The sequence below is a fragment of the Maridesulfovibrio sp. genome (genome assembly GCF_963677005.1).
Lineage (GTDB): Bacteria > Desulfobacterota > Desulfovibrionia > Desulfovibrionales > Desulfovibrionaceae > Maridesulfovibrio.
This window is the reverse complement of the sequence record NZ_OY781616.1, coordinates 2,164,865-2,182,469: the sequence shown is the minus strand read 5'-3', so window position 1 is coordinate 2,182,469 and position 17,605 is coordinate 2,164,865. Positions and strand designations below refer to the sequence as shown.

General features: G+C 53.0%; 14 protein-coding genes. 10 read left to right on the top strand and 4 right to left on the bottom strand.

Going from position 1 to position 17,605, the window contains the following annotated elements; translation table 11 throughout:
* Window positions 1-38 precede the first annotated feature (38 nt).
* Window positions 39-3,560 (top strand): pyruvate:ferredoxin (flavodoxin) oxidoreductase, encoded by a 3,522-nt coding sequence (gene nifJ, locus ACKU4E_RS09740; protein ID WP_320170882.1) that lies wholly within the window; start codon window positions 39-41, stop codon window positions 3,558-3,560.
* 110 nt (window positions 3,561-3,670) lie between these two features.
* Here nifJ and ACKU4E_RS09735 read toward each other — a convergent pair whose 3' ends face one another.
* The 3 genes from ACKU4E_RS09735 to ACKU4E_RS09725 all read right to left on the bottom strand — a co-directional run bounded on the left by ACKU4E_RS09735 (window position 3,671) and on the right by ACKU4E_RS09725 (window position 5,832).
* On the bottom strand, window positions 3,671-4,240 hold the full coding sequence (locus ACKU4E_RS09735) for a FlxA-like family protein (protein WP_320170881.1): 570 nt from the start codon (window positions 4,238-4,240) through the stop codon (window positions 3,671-3,673).
* 194 nt (window positions 4,241-4,434) lie between these two features.
* Window positions 4,435-5,340 (bottom strand): 30S ribosomal protein S6--L-glutamate ligase, encoded by a 906-nt coding sequence (rimK, locus tag ACKU4E_RS09730; RefSeq protein ID WP_320170880.1) that lies wholly within the window; start codon window positions 5,338-5,340, stop codon window positions 4,435-4,437.
* Window positions 5,341-5,361: 21 nt separating this feature from the next.
* Window positions 5,362-5,832, bottom strand: coding sequence for an ATP-dependent zinc protease (locus ACKU4E_RS09725; protein WP_320170879.1), 471 nt, complete (start codon window positions 5,830-5,832; stop codon window positions 5,362-5,364).
* Between the two features lie 482 nt (window positions 5,833-6,314).
* On the opposite strand from ACKU4E_RS09725, the gene ACKU4E_RS09720 reads away from it, so the two are divergent.
* The 9 genes from ACKU4E_RS09720 (at window position 6,315) to dxs (ending at window position 16,924) form a co-directional block, all read left to right on the top strand.
* On the top strand, window positions 6,315-7,007 hold the full coding sequence (locus ACKU4E_RS09720; RefSeq protein ID WP_320170878.1) for a phosphoadenosine phosphosulfate reductase family protein: 693 nt from the start codon (window positions 6,315-6,317) through the stop codon (window positions 7,005-7,007).
* Between the two features lie 23 nt (window positions 7,008-7,030).
* Complete coding sequence (locus ACKU4E_RS09715) at window positions 7,031-7,759, top strand: uracil-DNA glycosylase (protein ID WP_320170877.1); 729 nt, start codon at window positions 7,031-7,033, stop codon at window positions 7,757-7,759.
* 342 nt (window positions 7,760-8,101) lie between these two features.
* Window positions 8,102-9,178: a flavodoxin-dependent (E)-4-hydroxy-3-methylbut-2-enyl-diphosphate synthase gene (gene ispG / locus ACKU4E_RS09710; protein ID WP_320170876.1), complete on the top strand. Its 1,077-nt coding sequence runs from the start codon at window positions 8,102-8,104 to the stop codon at window positions 9,176-9,178.
* Window positions 9,179-10,924: a proline--tRNA ligase gene (locus tag ACKU4E_RS09705; RefSeq protein WP_320170875.1), complete on the top strand. Its 1,746-nt coding sequence runs from the start codon at window positions 9,179-9,181 to the stop codon at window positions 10,922-10,924.
* A 382-nt stretch (window positions 10,925-11,306) separates the two neighbouring features.
* Window positions 11,307-12,689 carry an exodeoxyribonuclease VII large subunit gene (gene xseA / locus ACKU4E_RS09700; protein ID WP_320170874.1) on the top strand — a complete coding sequence of 461 codons (1,383 nt, stop codon included), beginning with the start codon at window positions 11,307-11,309 and terminating at the stop codon, window positions 12,687-12,689.
* Between the two features lie 16 nt (window positions 12,690-12,705).
* Window positions 12,706-13,605, top strand: a complete 900-nt coding sequence (locus ACKU4E_RS09695; RefSeq protein WP_320170873.1) for a M23 family metallopeptidase — start codon at window positions 12,706-12,708, stop codon at window positions 13,603-13,605.
* A 117-nt stretch (window positions 13,606-13,722) separates the two neighbouring features.
* Window positions 13,723-13,965, top strand: coding sequence for an exodeoxyribonuclease VII small subunit (xseB, locus tag ACKU4E_RS09690; RefSeq protein WP_320170872.1), 243 nt, complete (start codon window positions 13,723-13,725; stop codon window positions 13,963-13,965).
* Window positions 13,955-14,845: a farnesyl diphosphate synthase gene (locus ACKU4E_RS09685; RefSeq protein WP_320170871.1), complete on the top strand. Its 891-nt coding sequence runs from the start codon at window positions 13,955-13,957 to the stop codon at window positions 14,843-14,845. Before xseB ends, ACKU4E_RS09685 begins: the two co-directional genes overlap by 11 nt.
* A gap of 156 nt (window positions 14,846-15,001) precedes the next feature.
* Window positions 15,002-16,924: a 1-deoxy-D-xylulose-5-phosphate synthase gene (gene dxs / locus ACKU4E_RS09680; protein WP_320170870.1), complete on the top strand. Its 1,923-nt coding sequence runs from the start codon at window positions 15,002-15,004 to the stop codon at window positions 16,922-16,924.
* A gap of 49 nt (window positions 16,925-16,973) precedes the next feature.
* On the opposite strand, the gene ACKU4E_RS09675 is transcribed toward dxs, so the two are convergent.
* The gene (locus ACKU4E_RS09675) at window positions 16,974-17,486 is read right to left on the bottom strand and encodes a hypothetical protein (protein ID WP_320170869.1); all 513 of its coding nucleotides are present in this window, start codon (window positions 17,484-17,486) and stop codon (window positions 16,974-16,976) included.
* Between the last annotated feature and the right edge of the window lie 119 nt (window positions 17,487-17,605).

Here is a 17,605-nt window from a genome sequence, read left to right as displayed (position 1 = left end):
GCACGCCTTCCAAATAATCAAAGACACGGAGATTAATAATGGCAAAGAAAATGAAAACCATGGATGGCAACCAAGCCGCTTCATACGTAGCTTACGCTATGTGCGAAACTGCAGCCATCTATCCCATCACACCCTCATCCCCCATGGCGGAGCTGGCAGATGAATGGTCTGTTCAAGGATTGAAAAATATTTTCGGCACTACCATGGAAGTGCGCGAACTGCAGTCCGAAGCCGGAGCTTCAGGTGCACTGCACGGCGCGCTTGCCGCAGGCAACCTGTCCTGTACCTTCACAGCCTCTCAGGGGCTGCTGCTCATGATCCCCAACATGTACAAGATCGCCGGTGAGCTTCTGCCCACCGTCTTTCATGTTTCCGCCCGTGCAGTTGCAGGGCATGCCCTTTCAATTTTCGGGGACCATCAGGACGTAATGGCAACCAGACAGACCGGTTTCGCCATGCTGGCTTCCAACTCTGTTCAGGAAGCAATGGATCTCGGCCTGGTCGCCCATCTGGCCACAATCGAATCCAGCATTCCCTTTGTTCACTTCTTCGACGGATTCAGGACTTCCCACGAAATCCAGAAGGTCGAACTCATCGACTATGATGACATGGCCGAAGCCCTCAACTGGGAAAAAGTCCGCGATTTCCGTGACCGCGCACTGAACCCCGAGCATCCGCACACCCGCGGTACCGCCCAGAACCCGGATATCTATTTTCAGGCCATGGAAGCTATCAACCCCTACCGTGACGCAGTTCCCGGATATGTTGAAGACGCAATGAAGAAAGTCGCGGGCATTACCGGACGTGAATACAAACTTTTTGATTACGTAGGACATCCCGAAGCCGAAAATATCATCGTAGCCATGGGTTCCGGCTGTGAAGCCATTGAGGAAACCATTGAAAAGCTCATTGCCGACGGCGAAAAGGTCGGTCTGGTAAAAGTCAGACTGTACCGTCCCTTCTCCATCGAACATCTGGGCCGCGCAATTCCGGCAACCGCTCAGCAGATCACCGTTCTGGACCGCACCAAGGAAGGCGGAGCCATCGGGGATCCCCTGTATCTGGATGTCTGCACCGCGCTGAAGGAAATGAACATCGAGCTGCCCGTGTACGCAGGGCGTTACGGCCTCGGTTCCAAAGAGTTCACTCCCTCCATGGTCAAGGCCATCTACGACAACATGAAGTCCCTGTCTCCCAGACATCACTTCACTGTCGGTATCACTGACGATGTCACCAGACTTTCCCTTGAAATCGGTGAAAAACTCGATACCACTCCCGAAGGCACCGTTCAGTGCAAGTTCTGGGGACTGGGTTCCGACGGAACTGTCGGCGCCAACAAGCAGGCCATTAAAATTATCGGCGACAACACCGATATGTACGCTCAGGGCTACTTCGCCTACGACTCCAAAAAGTCCGGCGGTATCACCGTATCCCACCTGCGTTTCGGTCATAAGCCCATTAAATCAACTTATCTGGTTGAAATTTCGGACTTCATCGCCTGTCATAATCCCAGCTACGTAAAACTTTACGATCTGCTGGACGGTATCCGCGAAGGCGGAACCTTCCTGCTCAACACCAGCATGGGGCTTGAGGAACTTGAATCCGAACTTCCCGCAAAGCTCCGCCGCAAGATTGCCGAGAACAAACTCAAGTTCTACGCCATCGATGCAGTGAAAATCGCAGGTGAAGTAGGACTCGGTGGTCGCATCAACATGATCATGCAGACCTCGTTCTTCAAACTGGCCAACGTTATCCCCTTTGACGATGCCACCGCCTATCTCAAGGATTCCATCAAGAAGACCTACGGCAAGAAGGGCGATAAGATCGTCAACATGAACTATGCCGCTGTCGACCAGGCTGAAGCCAACCTCGTTGAAATCAAATATCCCGAATCCTGGGCTTCCGCAGTTGATGAAGAAGCTGTCGAGCATTTCGAACCCGAATTCATTACCGATGTGGTCAAGCCCATACTTGCCCAGAAGGGTGATGAACTCCCGGTAAGCTCCTTCTCTCCCGACGGACGTTTCCCCATGGGTACCACCCGTTTTGAAAAACGCGGTGTTGCCATCATGGTTCCCGAGTGGATCAAGGATAACTGCATCCAGTGCAACCAGTGTGCATTTGTCTGCCCGCACAGCGCTCTGCGTCCGGTTCTCGTCAATGACGAAGAAATGAAGATCGGCCCTGAAGGGTTCGAAACCGTAGATGCAAAGGGCAAGGGGCTTGAAGGACTTAAATATCGTCTGCAGGTCAATACCCTTGACTGCCAGGGCTGCGGCAACTGCGCCGATATCTGCCCGGCCAAGGAAAAGGCTCTGGTGATGAAACCTCTCGCCACTCAGACTGATGTTCAGGTTGCCAACTACGATTTTTCCGAAATCGTATCCTTCAAGGACAACCTCCTGCCCAGAACTTCCGTGAAGGGCAGCCAGTTCCAGCAGTCCCTGATGGAATTCTCCGGTGCCTGTTCCGGCTGCGGCGAAACTCCGTATGTCAAAGTCCTCACCCAGCTTTTCGGTGAGCGCATGATTATCGCAAACGCAACCGGTTGTTCCTCCATCTGGGGTGCTTCCGCTCCTTCCACCCCGTATTGCGAAAATATCGAAGGTCACGGTCCTGCCTGGGGTAACTCCCTGTTCGAAGATGCCGCCGAGTACGGTTTCGGTATGGAAATGGCTGTTTCCAACCGCCGCAACCGCCTCAAAATGCTCATGGAGCAGGCACTTGAACTTGAAATCAGCGATGAACTGGCTGCCGCCATGAAGGGCTGGATCGAAAACAAGGACGATGCTGAACAGTCCCTTGAATACGGCACTCAGCTGCGCGAACTGCTTGCTGTTGAAGCCGATACTCACGAACTGCTCCTCGAAATCGAAGAACAGGAAGATATCTTCACCAAGAAGTCCATCTGGTGCTTCGGCGGTGACGGCTGGGCCTATGATATCGGTTTCGGCGGCCTCGACCACGTTCTGGCTTCCGGCAAGGACATCAACATTCTGGTTATGGATACCGAAGTGTACTCCAATACCGGCGGACAGGCTTCCAAGGCCACCCCGCTCGGTTCCGTAGCCAAGTTTGCTGCAGCTGGTAAGCACACCTCCAAGAAGGATCTCGGCCGCATGATGATGAGCTACGGCTATGTTTACGTAGCTTCCGTCTCCATGGGTGCCAACAAGAACCAGGTCATGAAGGCTTTCCTCGAAGCTGAAAGCTATCCCGGACCTTCTCTGGTTATTGCCTACGCTCCCTGCATCAACCAGGGCATCAGAAAGGGCATGGGCAAAACCCAGCTCGAAGGCAAGCTTGCAGTTGAATCCGGTTACTGGCCGCTTTACCGCTTCGATCCCCGCCGTCAGGAAAACGGGGAGAACCCGCTGGTTGTAGAGTACAAGGAACCCGATGGAACTCTCCAGGAATTCCTTTCCGGCGAAAACCGCTACGCCATGCTTGAACGCATGATGCCTGAAGCATCCAAGGAAATGCGCGCCGGTATCGAAAAAGACTGCCTCCAGAGATTCAAGCTCCTCAAGCAGCTTTCCGAACTGGATTACTCCGCTTAAGAGTTCCGGTCCGGTCCATACATACGTATAAAAAATAGACGCCCCCCGCATTCATCCGGATGCGGGGGGCGTCTTCTGGATTCGGGACAGAGTAATTTTTATCCCGCATATTATGATTCTTCTTCCTCTTCCAACTGAAGCAGTTGGGCCTGCAGTTGAGCAAGTTCGACCTGTTTGGTTTTAAGCTCATCAGCTGCTTCGGGATCGGATTCTGCTTTGCTTTGCAGTTCCTGAATTTCTTCCTCCAGCTCCTCTATCTGTTCTTCCAGTTCTTCAATCTGGTCTGTGGAGGAGGTGCTGCTTCCGCTTCCGGAAGCACCTGCTGCTGCACTTCCACTTCCTGAACCGTCCGTGGATTCAGAGTCGCCGGCAAGAGTTTCTGCTGAATCATCCGATTCAGATACACTGCTCAGTGTTCCGCCGCTCTGGTCGGCAAGATTTTCCAGACTTTCCTTCAATTCGCTTTTCTGGTCATCGGAGAGTTCCGTCAGATCACTTGCGCCGTATTCAGCCATTTTGGCTTTGTAGAGTTCTATTGCTTCCTGTGAAATTTCGACAGTATCGCCACTTGAAGACTGTGATTCCAGGTAGTTGCTGCTTTCTTCTGTAGTGCCTGTCACTGTGTTCAGATTGAAAATACCCGTTGAGGATGAACCTCCCAACAAATCAATGGATACCATGAAAACCTCCTTTAGAGTTTATGCGTTTCAGGATGGCTTTAATCGCAGCAAATCCCTGTCCACACTCTGTTAAGCTATCTATGGTCAGTGTAAAATTTGTGGAAGGTTGTCGGTTATGAATTTCAGTTGATCAAAACAAAGCCCCGCATCCAATTGAATGCAGGACTTTGTAAATAATATGAAGACGGTGCTTATCAGCCTTTACCCTTGGTTTTTGTCTTGCCGGGCTTGGCATTTTTTTCGATGAATTCCACCAGATTGCCGGCAACATTAATCCCGGTAGTCTGTTCAATGCCTTCAAGACCCGGAGAAGAATTGACTTCCATGACCACCGGGCCGTGATTGGACCGCAGGATGTCTACGCCGCAGAATCCTAGTCCCATGCTTTTGGCGCTTCGCACGGCGGTGGAGCGTTCTTCCGGGGTTATTTTCACCTGCGAGGCCGAGCCTCCCTGATGCAGGTTGGAGCGGAAATCTCCCTCACGTCCCTGTCTTTTCATGGAGGCGATGACCTTGTCTCCGATAACCAGGCAGCGAATGTCCGCTCCTGCTGCTTCGGAAATGAATTCCTGCACCAGAATGTTGGCCTTAAGACCCTTGAATGCTTCTATGATGCTGGCAGCTGTAGCGCGTGTTTCCGCGAGTACAACTCCTTTTCCCTGAGTGCCTTCAAGCAGTTTTATTACAAGCGGAGCTCCGCCCACGGTATCAATCAGGTCTTCGGTGTACTGGGTGGAGTGGGCGAAAGCCGTTACCGGAAGTCCTATGCCCTTGCGTGCCAGCAGTTGCAGGCTGCGCAGCTTGTCTCTGGAACGGGTGATGGCAACGGATTCGTTGACACAGTATACGCCCATCATCTCGAACTGACGGACTACCGCGCACCCGTAAAACGTGATGGAGGCCCCGATGCGGGGAATGATTGCGTCGAACCCTTCAAGGGTTTCTCCCTTATATAATATGCTGGGGTTGTGTGAAGTTATGTTCATGTAACAACGTAGCGGATTTATGACCATAACTTCATGCCCACGGTCCTTGCAGGCATTGACCAGCGAGGTGGTGGAATAGAGTTCCCGCTTGCGGGACAGGATTCCGATCTTCATGCAAATCTCCGGTTTGAAAATCTATTTATAATAAAACGCGGCAAGTTTTCTGCCCAGCACATAGGAGCGTGCCGGGTCCACAATGATTCTTTCTTCCATGGCGGTCCTGCCGAGAAGCATGCGGAATTTCATGGAGTCCCTGTTGGTCAGGGTCAGTTCTATATCCCACTCCATGTTGCCGAGCATGATTCTGGAACTGATGACAGGTCTTGTTTCGGTCTGGCCTCCGGAATTGGTGATCTCCCTGAAATCCACCACCGGGGCTTCACAGTATAATTCAACATTATCCCGTTTCTGTACCGGGTGTATTCCGAAGCGAACCCACTGACGACCTTCTTTTTCGAAAAAATCCTGACTGAAGGAGTGCAGGGAGGACGTTCTGGCTCCGGTATCGGCCTTGAACTTGATGGCCGGTATATTCAGTTCCGGGAAACAGGCCCACTCCCGCCAGCCGATTATAGTTCTGCCGCTAGTCTGTTCGGGACAGTCCATGGTCTGCTCCTTAATGTCGTGGGTTGAAAAAATCAGGTTGCCTTTGTGGTGGGCATACCTGCATTCATATCATGTCTCTGAGTAATGACCAGTATTCATCTCGGGCCGGAATCCAACGTAGTCCTCTACTCACGAACGTATTGAAGTCAATGGGAATCCATTTACCGCATCAATGCAGCATCCATATGATTCAAGGCGAGCTAGGGCATATAGGCGGGGGCTTTTTTAAATGCAAGCAAAAAATCAGGAATTAATTAGGTATGTCCTGTAACATACTAAATTTTATCCAATGATGGGCTGTCTGTTCAAAGGGGAATCCTGTCGGATACGTTTGTGATTCTTGTACGGTTTTTCAGATTCCAGATATGGCTCATTTATAAGGAATAGAAGTCGTAACCACATATCATGCGCACAAGACCTGCGGACTTGCAAAAAACAGGGATTCAGGCAAGAAAGAATCCAGCTGACCAAAGGAGCGTGTCTTGACCGAAATAAACGCGGCCTCACCGCTGGATGCCAAAATCGCGCACACTGCCGGACTTATGTCCGGAGCGCTGGAAATGTACGACCCTGCACATATTGTCGTGGCCTGGACCGGCGGCAAGGATTCCACAGTGGTCTTGTACATGTGGCGGGAGATTCTCAAGTCCAAGGGCGGAGATGCTCCGCTTGTTCTGTCCGTTGATACCGGGGTCAAGTTTCCGGGGGTGATTGCCTTCCGGGATGAATTGGCGCGGCAGTGGAATCTGGACCTGCGGATAGCCTGTCCGGAAGTCGATATCGAAACCTATCCGGTGGCGCTTGATCCCGTGAAGTGTTGTTCAGAATTGAAGATAGGACCATTGCGCAAGGCTGTTGAAGATCTGGAAACGGATCTGCTGATCACCGGCATCAGGCGGGACGAACATCCCAGCCGTGCTGAGCGAAAGCCTTTTGAAGTCCGCAGTGATCCCGATCACACCCTGCTCAATCCCATTCTTGAATGGACCGAGATGGATATCTGGTCATTCATATCCATGCACGGCATTCCCTATTGCGAACTGTATGATCAGGGCTACAGATCACTCGGCTGCCGCCCTTGTACCGCCAAAGGCGCAGGGCATGGCGAACGAGAGGGGCGCAATGCGGACAAGGAAAAAAATCTCGAACTGCTTACCTCCCTAGGGTATTTTTAAGGAAACGCTTAACCAGAGAAGATATGGAATTCACTTTTTGCGGCGCGGTTTATAAGCCCCATGCGTCATGGATAGATTTTTTTACTCCCGCCATACTTGATGAACTGGAATATATTGCCCGTGCCGCAGGTTCCGGTTTCACGCCCCCGGCGGACAAGGTTCTGCGGTTCTGCATGACCGACCTTTCACTCGTCAGAGTTATAATCCTCGGGCAGGACCCGTATCCGCAGCCGGGTGTGGCGACAGGCCGGGCCTTTGAAGTGGGAAACATAAAAAGCTGGGCAGAACTCAAGCGCAACGCATCGCTGGTCAACATTCTGAAACTTCTGCACATGAATCACCTGCAGTTGGATGAACCGGTGGGCATAGCTCAGATTCGCAAGGATATGGATTCCGGTCTGTTTCCCCTGCTTCCTCCAGCCCGACTGTTCGGTCATCTGGAAGGGGAAGGCGTGCTTTTCCTGAATACGGCCCTGACCTGCCTGCTGAACAATTCCGGCAGCCATGCGGAGATCTGGAAACCGTTTTCCGCAGAATTGTTCCGTTTCATCACCGACAACAACCCGCGAGCAAAATGGCTGCTTTGGGGCAAGGATGCTCAGGAATTCTGCTCTTTTGCCCCTGATGAGCGGAAGTTGACGAGCTATCACCCCCGGCTTTTTGACCGCAAGCCCGGATCATTTTTATATGAGAATCATTTTGCCGCGTGCCCGGAAATAGACTGGATCGGTTTACAGGGAAGTGCGGATTAAAGCCATATTGCGTTATGGTTATTGCTTCAGCTCTACTTTTAAACAGTTAGGGATTCCAAAGGGGATTCTCCATTTCTGCTTTCCATCTCCCTAAGACTGGAAGCGAGCTTCTTGCCTAAGGGCTAGTGGGCCTTTGGCCGGCGGCGAAATCAAATTATCAAAAGCGTGAAGCGCATCAAATGTGTTGTTTTTCAGTAGTAGGATAATGTCTGCGTGGTGCAACATGCCGGAAACATTGCACTGTATAGGAAATGCACTTCTTGGCTCCCATGGCGATATGTATTATGCTACCGCGCACGTTAATTCTGAATCAGCTGCGAAAACGGATAAATCAGGTGAAAAATGCAAAATAGAAAGAAGACCCGTGAATTATTCATCGGGAATGTCGGCATAGGCGGAGACAACCCGATCCGGGTCCAGTCCATGTGCAACACGGATACCCGTGATGCCGTAGCCACAAGAGCGCAGATTGCCGCTCTGGCCGAGGCCGGATGCGAGATCGTCCGCGTTGCTGTGCCGGATGAAGAAGCTGCGAGAGCTCTGCCGATCATCCGCAAGGATTCGCCTGTGCCTCTGGTGGCGGATATACATTTTGATTATCGTCTGGCGCTGGCTGCCATGGAGGCTGGAATTGACGCCCTGCGCATCAACCCCGGCAATATCGGCGGGGAGGACAAGGTCGATTCCGTTGTGGCCGCGGCAAGCGAACGCAAGGTGCCCATCCGTATCGGCGTAAACGGTGGGTCGCTGGATAAGGTCCTGCTGGCCAAGTACGGCGGTCCGACCCCCGAAGCCATGGTGGAGAGCGCTCTTCAGCATGTTGCCCTGCTGGAAAAAAGAAATTTTTACGATATCAAGATTTCGCTCAAATCATCATCCGTACTCAATACCATAGCGGCCTACAAGCTGCTGGCCGAAAAGGTGGATTACCCTCAGCACGTAGGCATTACCGAGGCCGGAACTCTGGTGCGGGGAGCCGTAAAGTCCGCTGTCGGGTTGGGTATCCTGTTCTGGGAAGGACTTGGTGATACCATGCGCGTATCCCTTACCCATGATCCCGTCGCTGAAGTGGGCGTGGCCTGGGAAATTCTGCGCTCCCTCGGTCTGCGTGAACGGGGACCAGAAATCGTATCCTGCCCGACCTGCGGGCGTACCGAAATTGAACTCATCGACCTGGCCCAGAAGGTTGAGGAAAACCTGCGCGGAGTCGAAGACGTTTTCACCGTGGCTGTAATGGGCTGCGTGGTCAACGGTCCCGGCGAGGCCCGCGAGGCCGATATCGGCATTGCCGGAGGCCGGGGGCTGGGGATAATTTTCCGCAAGGGCGAGGTTATCCGCAAGGTGCGCGGAGATGAGAATCTGCTGCCGGAATTCATGAAAGAAATTGAAATATTCCTGAAGGAAAAGAGAGGAGAATAAATGCGTTTAAGCCGTTACTATATCCCCACACTGAAAGAAGACCCTTCCGAAGCCGAAGTCGTCTCCCACAAACTGCTCATGCGGGCCGGTATGATCCGGAAGCTGACCAGCGGAATCTACACCTATCTGCCGCTGGGGCTCAAATCCCTGAACAAGGTGGCAGCCATCGTGCGCGAGGAAATGAACCGCGCCGGAGCGCTGGAAGTGCTCATGCCCATGGTCCAGCCCGGAGACCTCTGGCAGGAAACCGGCCGTTGGGATTACTACGGCAAGGAACTTCTGCGCATCAAGGACCGCCATTCCCGCGACTACTGCCTCGGACCCACCCACGAGGAAGTCATTACCGATCTGGTGCGTGGAGAAGTTAAGTCCTACAAACAGCTGCCCATAAATCTTTATCAGATACAGACCAAGTTCCGTGACGAAATCCGTCCCCGGTTCGGGCTTATGCGCGGCCGCGAATTTGTCATGAAGGATGCGTATTCGTTCGATAAGGACGAAGCCGGTGCAGAAGAATCCTATCGGAACATGTTTGAAGCCTACAAGAAGGCTTTTGTTCGTATCGGGCTCAACTTCCGTCCTGTTCAGGCCGACTCCGGTGCCATTGGCGGAGACTTTTCACATGAATTCCACGTTCTTGCTGATACCGGCGAAGATACAATCGCCGTTTGTTCGGATGCAAAATGCGGATATGCTGCCAACCTCGAAAAGGCCAGGATAGCCGCTCCTGCCGGAGAATGCGCCTGCAATGCAGAGTGTCCGAGCATCGAAGAGGTTTCCACTCCCGGCACACATACCGTGGATGAAGTGTGTTCTTTTCTGGAAATCAGCCCGGACCGTCTGGTCAAGACCCTGCTGTTTACCGTTGACGGTGAACCCGTGGCCGCACTTGTGCGCGGTGACCGCGAACTCAACGATGTGAAGCTGCGCAACCTGATGGGCGGAAACGAGATAGAAATGGCCTCCGAGGAGCAGGTCCGCGAATGGACCGGAGCTCCGGTAGGTTTTGCCGGTCCGGTAGGACTCGGAGTGGAACGCATTTTTGCCGACCACGAACTCTGCGTCGGAACCGACTGGGTTGCCGGAGCAAACAAAGGTGATACCCACATCAGGCATCTTTCACTCGGTCGTGACTGCAATATTGAAAAATTCGCCGATCTGCGCATGATCACCGAGAATGACCCCTGCCCTGAATGCGGTGCTCCCATTGAGTTCACCAAGGGGATTGAAGTCGGGCATGTATTCAAGCTCGGCGAAAAATATTCCAAGGCCATGGAAGCCACCTTCCTTGACGAAAACGGCAAGACTCAGGTCATGGTCATGGGCTGCTACGGTATCGGTGTTTCGCGCATAGTCGCTTCCGCCATTGAGCAGAACAACGATGAAAACGGTGCCATCTTCCCGCCGTCCATAGCTCCTTTTGAACTCTGCGTGATTTCTCTCGGCGGCAAGGATCAGGCTGTGGAAGACAAAGCCGAAGAACTTTACAACCAGCTTATGGAAATGGGCATAGACGCTGCTTACGATGATCGCAAGGAACGTCCGGGAGTAAAATTCGCCGATGCTGACCTCATCGGCTATCCCATGCAGCTTGTTATCGGCGGCAAGGGGCTCAAGAACGGAATTGTGGAAGCCAAGAACCGCAAGACCGGTGAAAAGATCGAACTGCCCCTTGAAGGTTTTATCGAAGCATTCAAAACATGGCGTTCGGACATCTGGAAGTCCTGGGGGCTGGAAGCAAAATAGCCTTTTGTCCTGCCAAATATTCGCAAAAATTATATGACCGTCGGAAACATCATGTATGTCTCCGACGGCCCTGCCGGGAGCCTTAAACCCTTTTGAAAAAAGGGTTTAAGAATCCCAAAATTTTTTATTAAGGCTTCGCCGCCACGTATGATAAAATATCATGTTAATAAAATTGGCATCTTGAGATTTAACAGGTTGATGCAACATGCAGCTTGGCTCCTTTAAAGCGATTTTCTTAAATTATTAGGGATTCCAAAGGCCCATCAGCCCTTAGGCGAGAAGCTTTGCTTCGAGTCTTAGGGATGTGGAGAGCAGAGATGGATTATCCCCTTTGGCCGCCGGCGGCGAACTCAGAACATCAAAAGCGCGAAGCGCATCAGCTATGAGAATCTTTACGGTATCGGACATAACCCGCGCAGTTAAGGATGTGCTGGAGACGGAATTCCCGTTTATCTGGGTCCGTGGGCAGGTTACCAATCTGTCCCGTCCGGCTTCGGGGCACATCTACTTTACGCTCACGGACGGTGATGCCGGTCTTTCGGTTGTCTGGTTCAAGGGCAATCAGCGTCAGGGCACGGCGGATGCTGAGAACGTGAATCCGCTTACCGGCGAGGTGGAGAGCGGGAAACCGCTGGTTCTTGAGGACGGCATGGAGATTCTCTGCGCCGGACACATGAACGTTTATCCTCCCCGCGGCGTGTACCAGTTGGTGGCTGAGCTGGTGCAGGAACAGGGAGTCGGCGACCTGAAGCTGGCTTTTGAGGCCATGAAGCGCAGGCTGGCCGAGAAGGGATATTTCGATGAGGACCGCAAGATGGAGATTCCGCGTTCACCCGGCAGGGTGGCGGTGGTCACGGCTCCTTCGGGCGCGGCGGTCAGGGATTTTTTGAAGATAGCCGAATCGCGTGGAACAGGCGCGGAAATACGTATCTATCCTACGCTTGTGCAGGGTGATCTTGCTCCGGAGCAGATTGCCGATGCTCTGGACCGGGTGGGAGAAGACGACTGGGCCGAGGTCGTGGTGCTGATCCGCGGCGGGGGATCGCTGGAAGATCTGTGGGCCTTCAACACGGAGCAGGTTGCGGACGCCATTTTCCGGTCCGTGGTGCCTGTTGTCTGCGGAGTGGGGCATGAGGTTGATGTTTCCATCGCCGATTACGTGGCCGACAAACGGGTGGCCACGCCCAGCCACGCGGCGCAGGAGCTCTGGCCCCGGCGCGTGGTGCTGGTGCAGGCGGTCGACGAGCTTGAACTCGCTCTTCGGCGCAGTTACGGTAATTTTCTTGCTGCACGGCAGACCCGGCTGGAAACGCTGACCAAAGGCTTGACCTGGCTTTCACCGGCTGGAAGGATAGGCAGATTATCCGAGGCGTTTACGGAAGAAGGACTCAGGCTCGGCCGGGCGGTTGAGCGTTTTTTGTCCTCTCGGAGCGGAGAATTTCAGTCCTTTTCCCGCAGGCTGGAACGCTCGTCCGGTCTGGAAAAAATAGCACGTATGGAGCAGACGTTATCCGTGCTTGAGGGGCGTCTTGAGCGTGCAGCAGTCAATTTCTGGAATGCCCGGAACAATGAACTGGAAAACGCGGTGAATGCGCTGCGTATCCTTGATCCGGAAGGCCCTCTGGAACGGGGGTATTCGCTGGTTACCGTGGAGAAGAGCGGCAGATTTCTGCGCAGTCCGGGCGAAGTCGGCCCCGGAGATGCTTTGCGGGTTCGCGTGAAGACCGGTGAAGTAAGGGCTGTGGTTGCCGCCGCTGAAAAATAGAAACCGGAACGGTATAATGACTGATATCAGAAAATGCAGAATTTTCGTTTTTGCCCTTTTGCTGCTGCTTGCCGCAGCCTCCCAATCCTGGGCGGGAATCAATCTCGCCTATCCGGCCAAGGTCGGGCTTGGCGAACCTTTTTTAGTGCGGGTTACTTCCGATAAGGATATGCAATCCGTTTCCGTCAATTGGAAGGGGAGTGCGGTCAAGCCTGAGGTCCGTGAATGGAAGGGCCGTTTTGTAGCCCTGGCCATGCTCGGTACCGATGTTCTTACTGACAAAACCGGAAAATCAAAACTGGTGGTTTCCGTTAATGAAGGCGGAAAGGAACGCAGCTTCAGCCGGACTGTAAGGGTCAACAAGAAAAAGTATAAGGTGCAGCGGCTTACTCTGCCCGAAAAAATGGTTACTCCTCCGGCCGAAGTCATGGACAGGATTGCCAGGGATCGCAAGGAGATCGTGGCGGCAAAGGGAACTGTTTCCGCTGAGCGTCACTGGTATGTTCCGTTCCAGAGACCCACAAAAGGGTCGCAGTCCAGTCCCTACGGAGCCCGGCGGATACTCAACGGAAAACCCAAAAACCCGCATCGCGGTCTGGATTTTCGGGGAGGGAAGGGAACGGCAGTCAAAGCCATGTCCGACGGTCGTGTCGTTCTGGTCGGAAACCACTATTATGCCGGTAATTCCATCTATATAGACCATGGAAACGGAGTGGTAACTATGTATTTCCATCTTTCGAGAATAGATGTTAAGGAAGGCGATATTGTTGAGCGCGGTCAGGTTATCGGCGGCATAGGCTCCACCGGACGGGCAACCGGGCCTCACCTCCATATGAGTGTGAGCGTTCTCGGACGGCTTGTCGATCCTGCTTATCTGCTGTACAGGACTACCGATCAGCTTCTTGGAATTCAGTAACGGATAGTTGCTGATTCCGTTTTAAACATGCTCAGGGCACAAAATAAGCCCTGCAGATCCTCGGATTATTGCCGGGAAATTTTACGAGTTGACCAGCCTGAATCAGGGCGAACATATATGAAGGACGAAATCAGTTTTGAAGATCGGCTCGAAAGGCTGAAGGAAATTGTTGCAGCCCTTGAAAAAGGCGACCTGCCTCTTGAGGAGGGAGTCGCGCTGTTCAAGGAGGGCCGTGCTTTGTCGGCCGAGTGTGCGGGGCAATTGGCAAAGGCCCGCAACGAGGTTATGATTGTGAATGACGGCCTGATCGAAGAATTCGAAATCAGAGATGATAATAAGGATACGGCGGATGACAGTTAAAGAGAAACTCGCGGTGCATGCTGCTGAGGTCGAAAAATTTCTTGGTGAATGCCTTGATGACCGAGGGATTCCCGAAGGTCTGCTTGCTTCCATGAAATACAGCCTGCTTGCCGGGGGCAAACGTCTGCGCCCGGTTCTCGTGCTGGTCTGGTCCGGCATGCTCGGAGCAAAGAAAGAAGCGGTGATGCCTTTTGCGGCTAGCCTGGAGATGATCCATACCTATTCGCTTATTCATGATGATCTTCCTGCCATGGACGATGACGATCTGCGCCGGGGAAGGCCCTCCAACCACAAGCAGTTTGATGAAGCAACGGCAATCCTCGCCGGGGACGGTTTGCTTACCGAAGCTTTCGGTTTCATGGCCGATGCCGACGCTCCTGCAGCCGATGTGCTTGAAGCGATTGCTCTTATGGCCAAGTCCGCCGGTTCCGGCGGCATGGTCGGCGGGCAGGCTGTGGACATGAGCTATACGGGCCGCGATGGGGTGACCCTCGAAGAACTGCGGGTCATGCACTCCATGAAGACCGGCGCGCTGATACTTGCGTCATGCAAGGCAGGCGCGATACTGGCCCGCGGGACCGGGGCGACTGCCGATGATGTGCGGCGGGCGGAAGAGTACGGACGTCTGATCGGGGTGGCTTTCCAGATTGTGGACGATGTGCTCGACATAGTCGGGGATGAAGCTTCGCTGGGTAAACCTGTGGGCAGCGACCTGGAATCCGGAAAATCCACCTACCCCAGCCTTATCGGTCTTGAAGAGAGCAAGGAACTGGCCCGGAAGTACGTGGAGCAGGCTGTCGAACTGCTTTCCCCGTATTCCGGTGAAGAGGCCGACTTTCTGCGCGAACTTGCCAGGTATATAGTTGAGAGAGTTTATTGATCGACAACGTGTGTTGTCGACGACAAGAGATTTATATAGAAATTAGTTAACGGTGTTAAGCTGCTTTCCAGGCCGTCCGCCTGAGCGCCAAAGGCGGACATTAAGCGGCTTGACTATTTATTCATGCGGTCTGATCCGTTGTGAGGTCCGGGGGTTATGAACAATAATGATTTTTCGTGCGGATGTGGGAAGTATCCGCTTCTACAAAAAATAAAGAATCCGGCACAGGTAAAGGAGCTTACCGCTGAGGAGCAGGTTCTTCTCGCAAACGAGCTTCGCCAGTGCATTATTAATACGGTTTCCAAGGGGGGAGGGCATCTTGCCCCGTCCCTCGGAGTGGTCGAGCTTACTATTGCCCTGTTCAAGTCTTTTGACTTCGACAGGGATAGACTGGTCTGGGATGTGGGACATCAGGCTTATGCTCACAAGATTCTTACCGGGCGTTATGAAAAGTTCCATACCCTGCGTCATAAGGAAGGAATCAGCGGGTTTCCGCGCATGAGTGAAAGCCCTTACGATCATTTCGGGGTAGGCCATTCCAGCACATCCATTTCCGCCGCACTGGGGATGGCCGTTGCCAGCGATCTGGACGGTGACGGACGCAATTGTGTTGCGGTTATCGGTGACGGATCGATGACGGCCGGTCAGGCCTTCGAAGGCCTCAACCAGGCCGGCGGCATGAACCGCAAGATGGTCGTGGTGCTGAACGACAATGAAATGTCCATTTCCACAAACGTGGGAGCTCTTTCGGCATTTCTGAGCCGTAAACTTTCACATCCGATCATCAACCGGTTCAAGAAGGACTTCGAGTCCCTGCTGAAGCAGATTCCCAAGATCGGAGATGATCTGGCCCTTTATGCCAAACGCGGTGAAGATTCCTTCAAAAGCTTTTTCACACCGGGCATGCTTTTCGAGTCACTGGACTTCACCTATCTCGGCCCCATTAACGGGCACAATATTGCCGATCTGGTCGATGTTTTCGAACAGGTCAAGAAGATTGATTCTCCGGTACTGGTTCATGTTTTGACCACCAAGGGAAAAGGGTATGCTCCTGCCGAGGATAACCCGACTTATTTTCACGGGGTCGGCAGTTTTGAACCGGAAACAGGCCGTGCCAAGAAATTCAAGGGCGGGCTTCCTTCCTACACTGAAGTCTTTGGCAAAACTCTGTGCAAGCTTGCCGCAAAGGATGAAAAGATAATCGCCATAACTGCGGCCATGCCGGAAGGCACTGGAACCAACTCCTTCCGTGAGCAGTTCCCGGACCGTTTCGTGGATGTGGGTATCTGTGAGCAGCATGCGGTAACATTTGCTGCCGGACTTGCCACCATGGGCTACAAGCCTGCCGTGGCAATCTATTCCACATTTCTGCAGCGTTCTTACGATCAGGTGGTCCATGATGTCTGCCTGCAGAATCTGAATGTTAATTTTTTCCTTGATCGCGGAGGACTGGTAGGAGCTGACGGCGCCACCCATCACGGTGTCTTCGATATGTCCTATCTGCGCCATATTCCCCATCTCGTTTTTATGGCCCCCAAGGATGAATCCGAGCTGGCCAGAATGGTGGCAACAGCCATCGACTTCAACGGTCCGGCCGCAGTGCGTTACCCACGCGGTGTCGGGATCGGTGCCGTACTTGAGGAGAATCCCAGTATTCTTGAGATTGGCGAGGGTGAATTGCTGCGGGACGGTTTTGACGGAGCCATAATTGCAATCGGTTCCAGAGTCTGGCCTGCCGTTGAAGCAGTGGAAGAACTGGATGAAGAGCACGGGAAGGCCGTTGCGGTTTTCAATGCGCGGTTCATCAAACCCCTGCCCGAGAAACAGATTCTTGACCTGGCCTCACGTTTCAAGAAGATTCTTATTGTCGAGGAAAATGCCAAGGCCGGTGGGTTCAGCTCCGCCGTGCTTGAAGTCCTTGCCGACAACGATGCCCTGGCCGGACTTACGGTCAAGCGGCTGGGTATTCCGGACGAGTTTATAGAACATGGAACCCAGCAGGAGCTCCGCACCGAGATCGGGCTGGATACTGCCGGAATGAAAAAGGCTATGCTTGAGTTGCTAGGGGAAGATCAATAAAACAAATCCGGCCGCAATCTTTCGGGATTGCGGCCTTTTTTTATTGTGCTCAGATTTGCAGATGAACTGTTCCGTCCGTCTCTGCAAGCCCCTGCGGGGCGTTTTCTCCAAGGGCACAGATTATGTCATCCGCTTCTGCGAGCACTCCTCTGCGCAGCAGTCCGGGACCGGCTTCCTTGGCAATCAGATTGAAAAGCTTCAGATAGATCAGCGCTTCCCCTTCGCGGAGCATGTCGCTGCTCTTGGCACTTATTTCACTGCGGAACGGGCTGATTACAGTGTCCCTGCCCATGGCTATGCCGCAGATTCCGGGCAGTGCTCCGGACAGTGAAACATAGTCCCCGTCCTGAATCTTTACACCGTCAATATCATCTACCGGAGAGGCATTCAGGAAAATGGTCCGGACTCTTGTTTCCGCATAATCGCTGCTGAGCCCGAGAGCCTCTTCCATAAATTCCCGGATGCTCATTCCGGCCACAGCCCGGATGACAACTCCGCGTTGAAGCAGGGTAATTGTTCCCGGAATCCCTTCGGCAATAGTCACGCGTTTCAGATTTTCCACGGAGGCACCTCGGTTATTGTGTCGATGAAGATATAATTATTTGTATTTATTGTATTAATGATAATAAGATGCCATCTGCCCAAATGCAAGGTCGATCTGAAAAAAATCCCGCTCAGCTG

Excerpts from the sequence above, each read along its gene's own strand:
- nifJ (WP_320170882.1), top strand. The coding sequence starts at position 39 with ATGGCAAAGAAAATGAAAACCATGGATGGCAACCAAGCCGCTTCATAC.
- ACKU4E_RS09735 (WP_320170881.1), bottom strand. The coding sequence starts at position 4,240 with ATGGTATCCATTGATTTGTTGGGAGGTTCATCCTCAACGGGTATTTTC.
- rimK (WP_320170880.1), bottom strand. The coding sequence starts at position 5,340 with ATGAAGATCGGAATCCTGTCCCGCAAGCGGGAACTCTATTCCACCACC.
- ACKU4E_RS09725 (WP_320170879.1), bottom strand. The coding sequence starts at position 5,832 with ATGGACTGTCCCGAACAGACTAGCGGCAGAACTATAATCGGCTGGCGG.
- ACKU4E_RS09715 (WP_320170877.1), top strand. The coding sequence starts at position 7,031 with ATGGAATTCACTTTTTGCGGCGCGGTTTATAAGCCCCATGCGTCATGG.
- ispG (WP_320170876.1), top strand. The coding sequence starts at position 8,102 with ATGCAAAATAGAAAGAAGACCCGTGAATTATTCATCGGGAATGTCGGC.
- ACKU4E_RS09705 (WP_320170875.1), top strand. The coding sequence starts at position 9,179 with ATGCGTTTAAGCCGTTACTATATCCCCACACTGAAAGAAGACCCTTCC.
- xseA (WP_320170874.1), top strand. The coding sequence starts at position 11,307 with ATGAGAATCTTTACGGTATCGGACATAACCCGCGCAGTTAAGGATGTG.
- ACKU4E_RS09695 (WP_320170873.1), top strand. The coding sequence starts at position 12,706 with ATGACTGATATCAGAAAATGCAGAATTTTCGTTTTTGCCCTTTTGCTG.
- xseB (WP_320170872.1), top strand. The coding sequence starts at position 13,723 with ATGAAGGACGAAATCAGTTTTGAAGATCGGCTCGAAAGGCTGAAGGAA.
- ACKU4E_RS09685 (WP_320170871.1), top strand. The coding sequence starts at position 13,955 with ATGACAGTTAAAGAGAAACTCGCGGTGCATGCTGCTGAGGTCGAAAAA.
- dxs (WP_320170870.1), top strand. The coding sequence starts at position 15,002 with ATGAACAATAATGATTTTTCGTGCGGATGTGGGAAGTATCCGCTTCTA.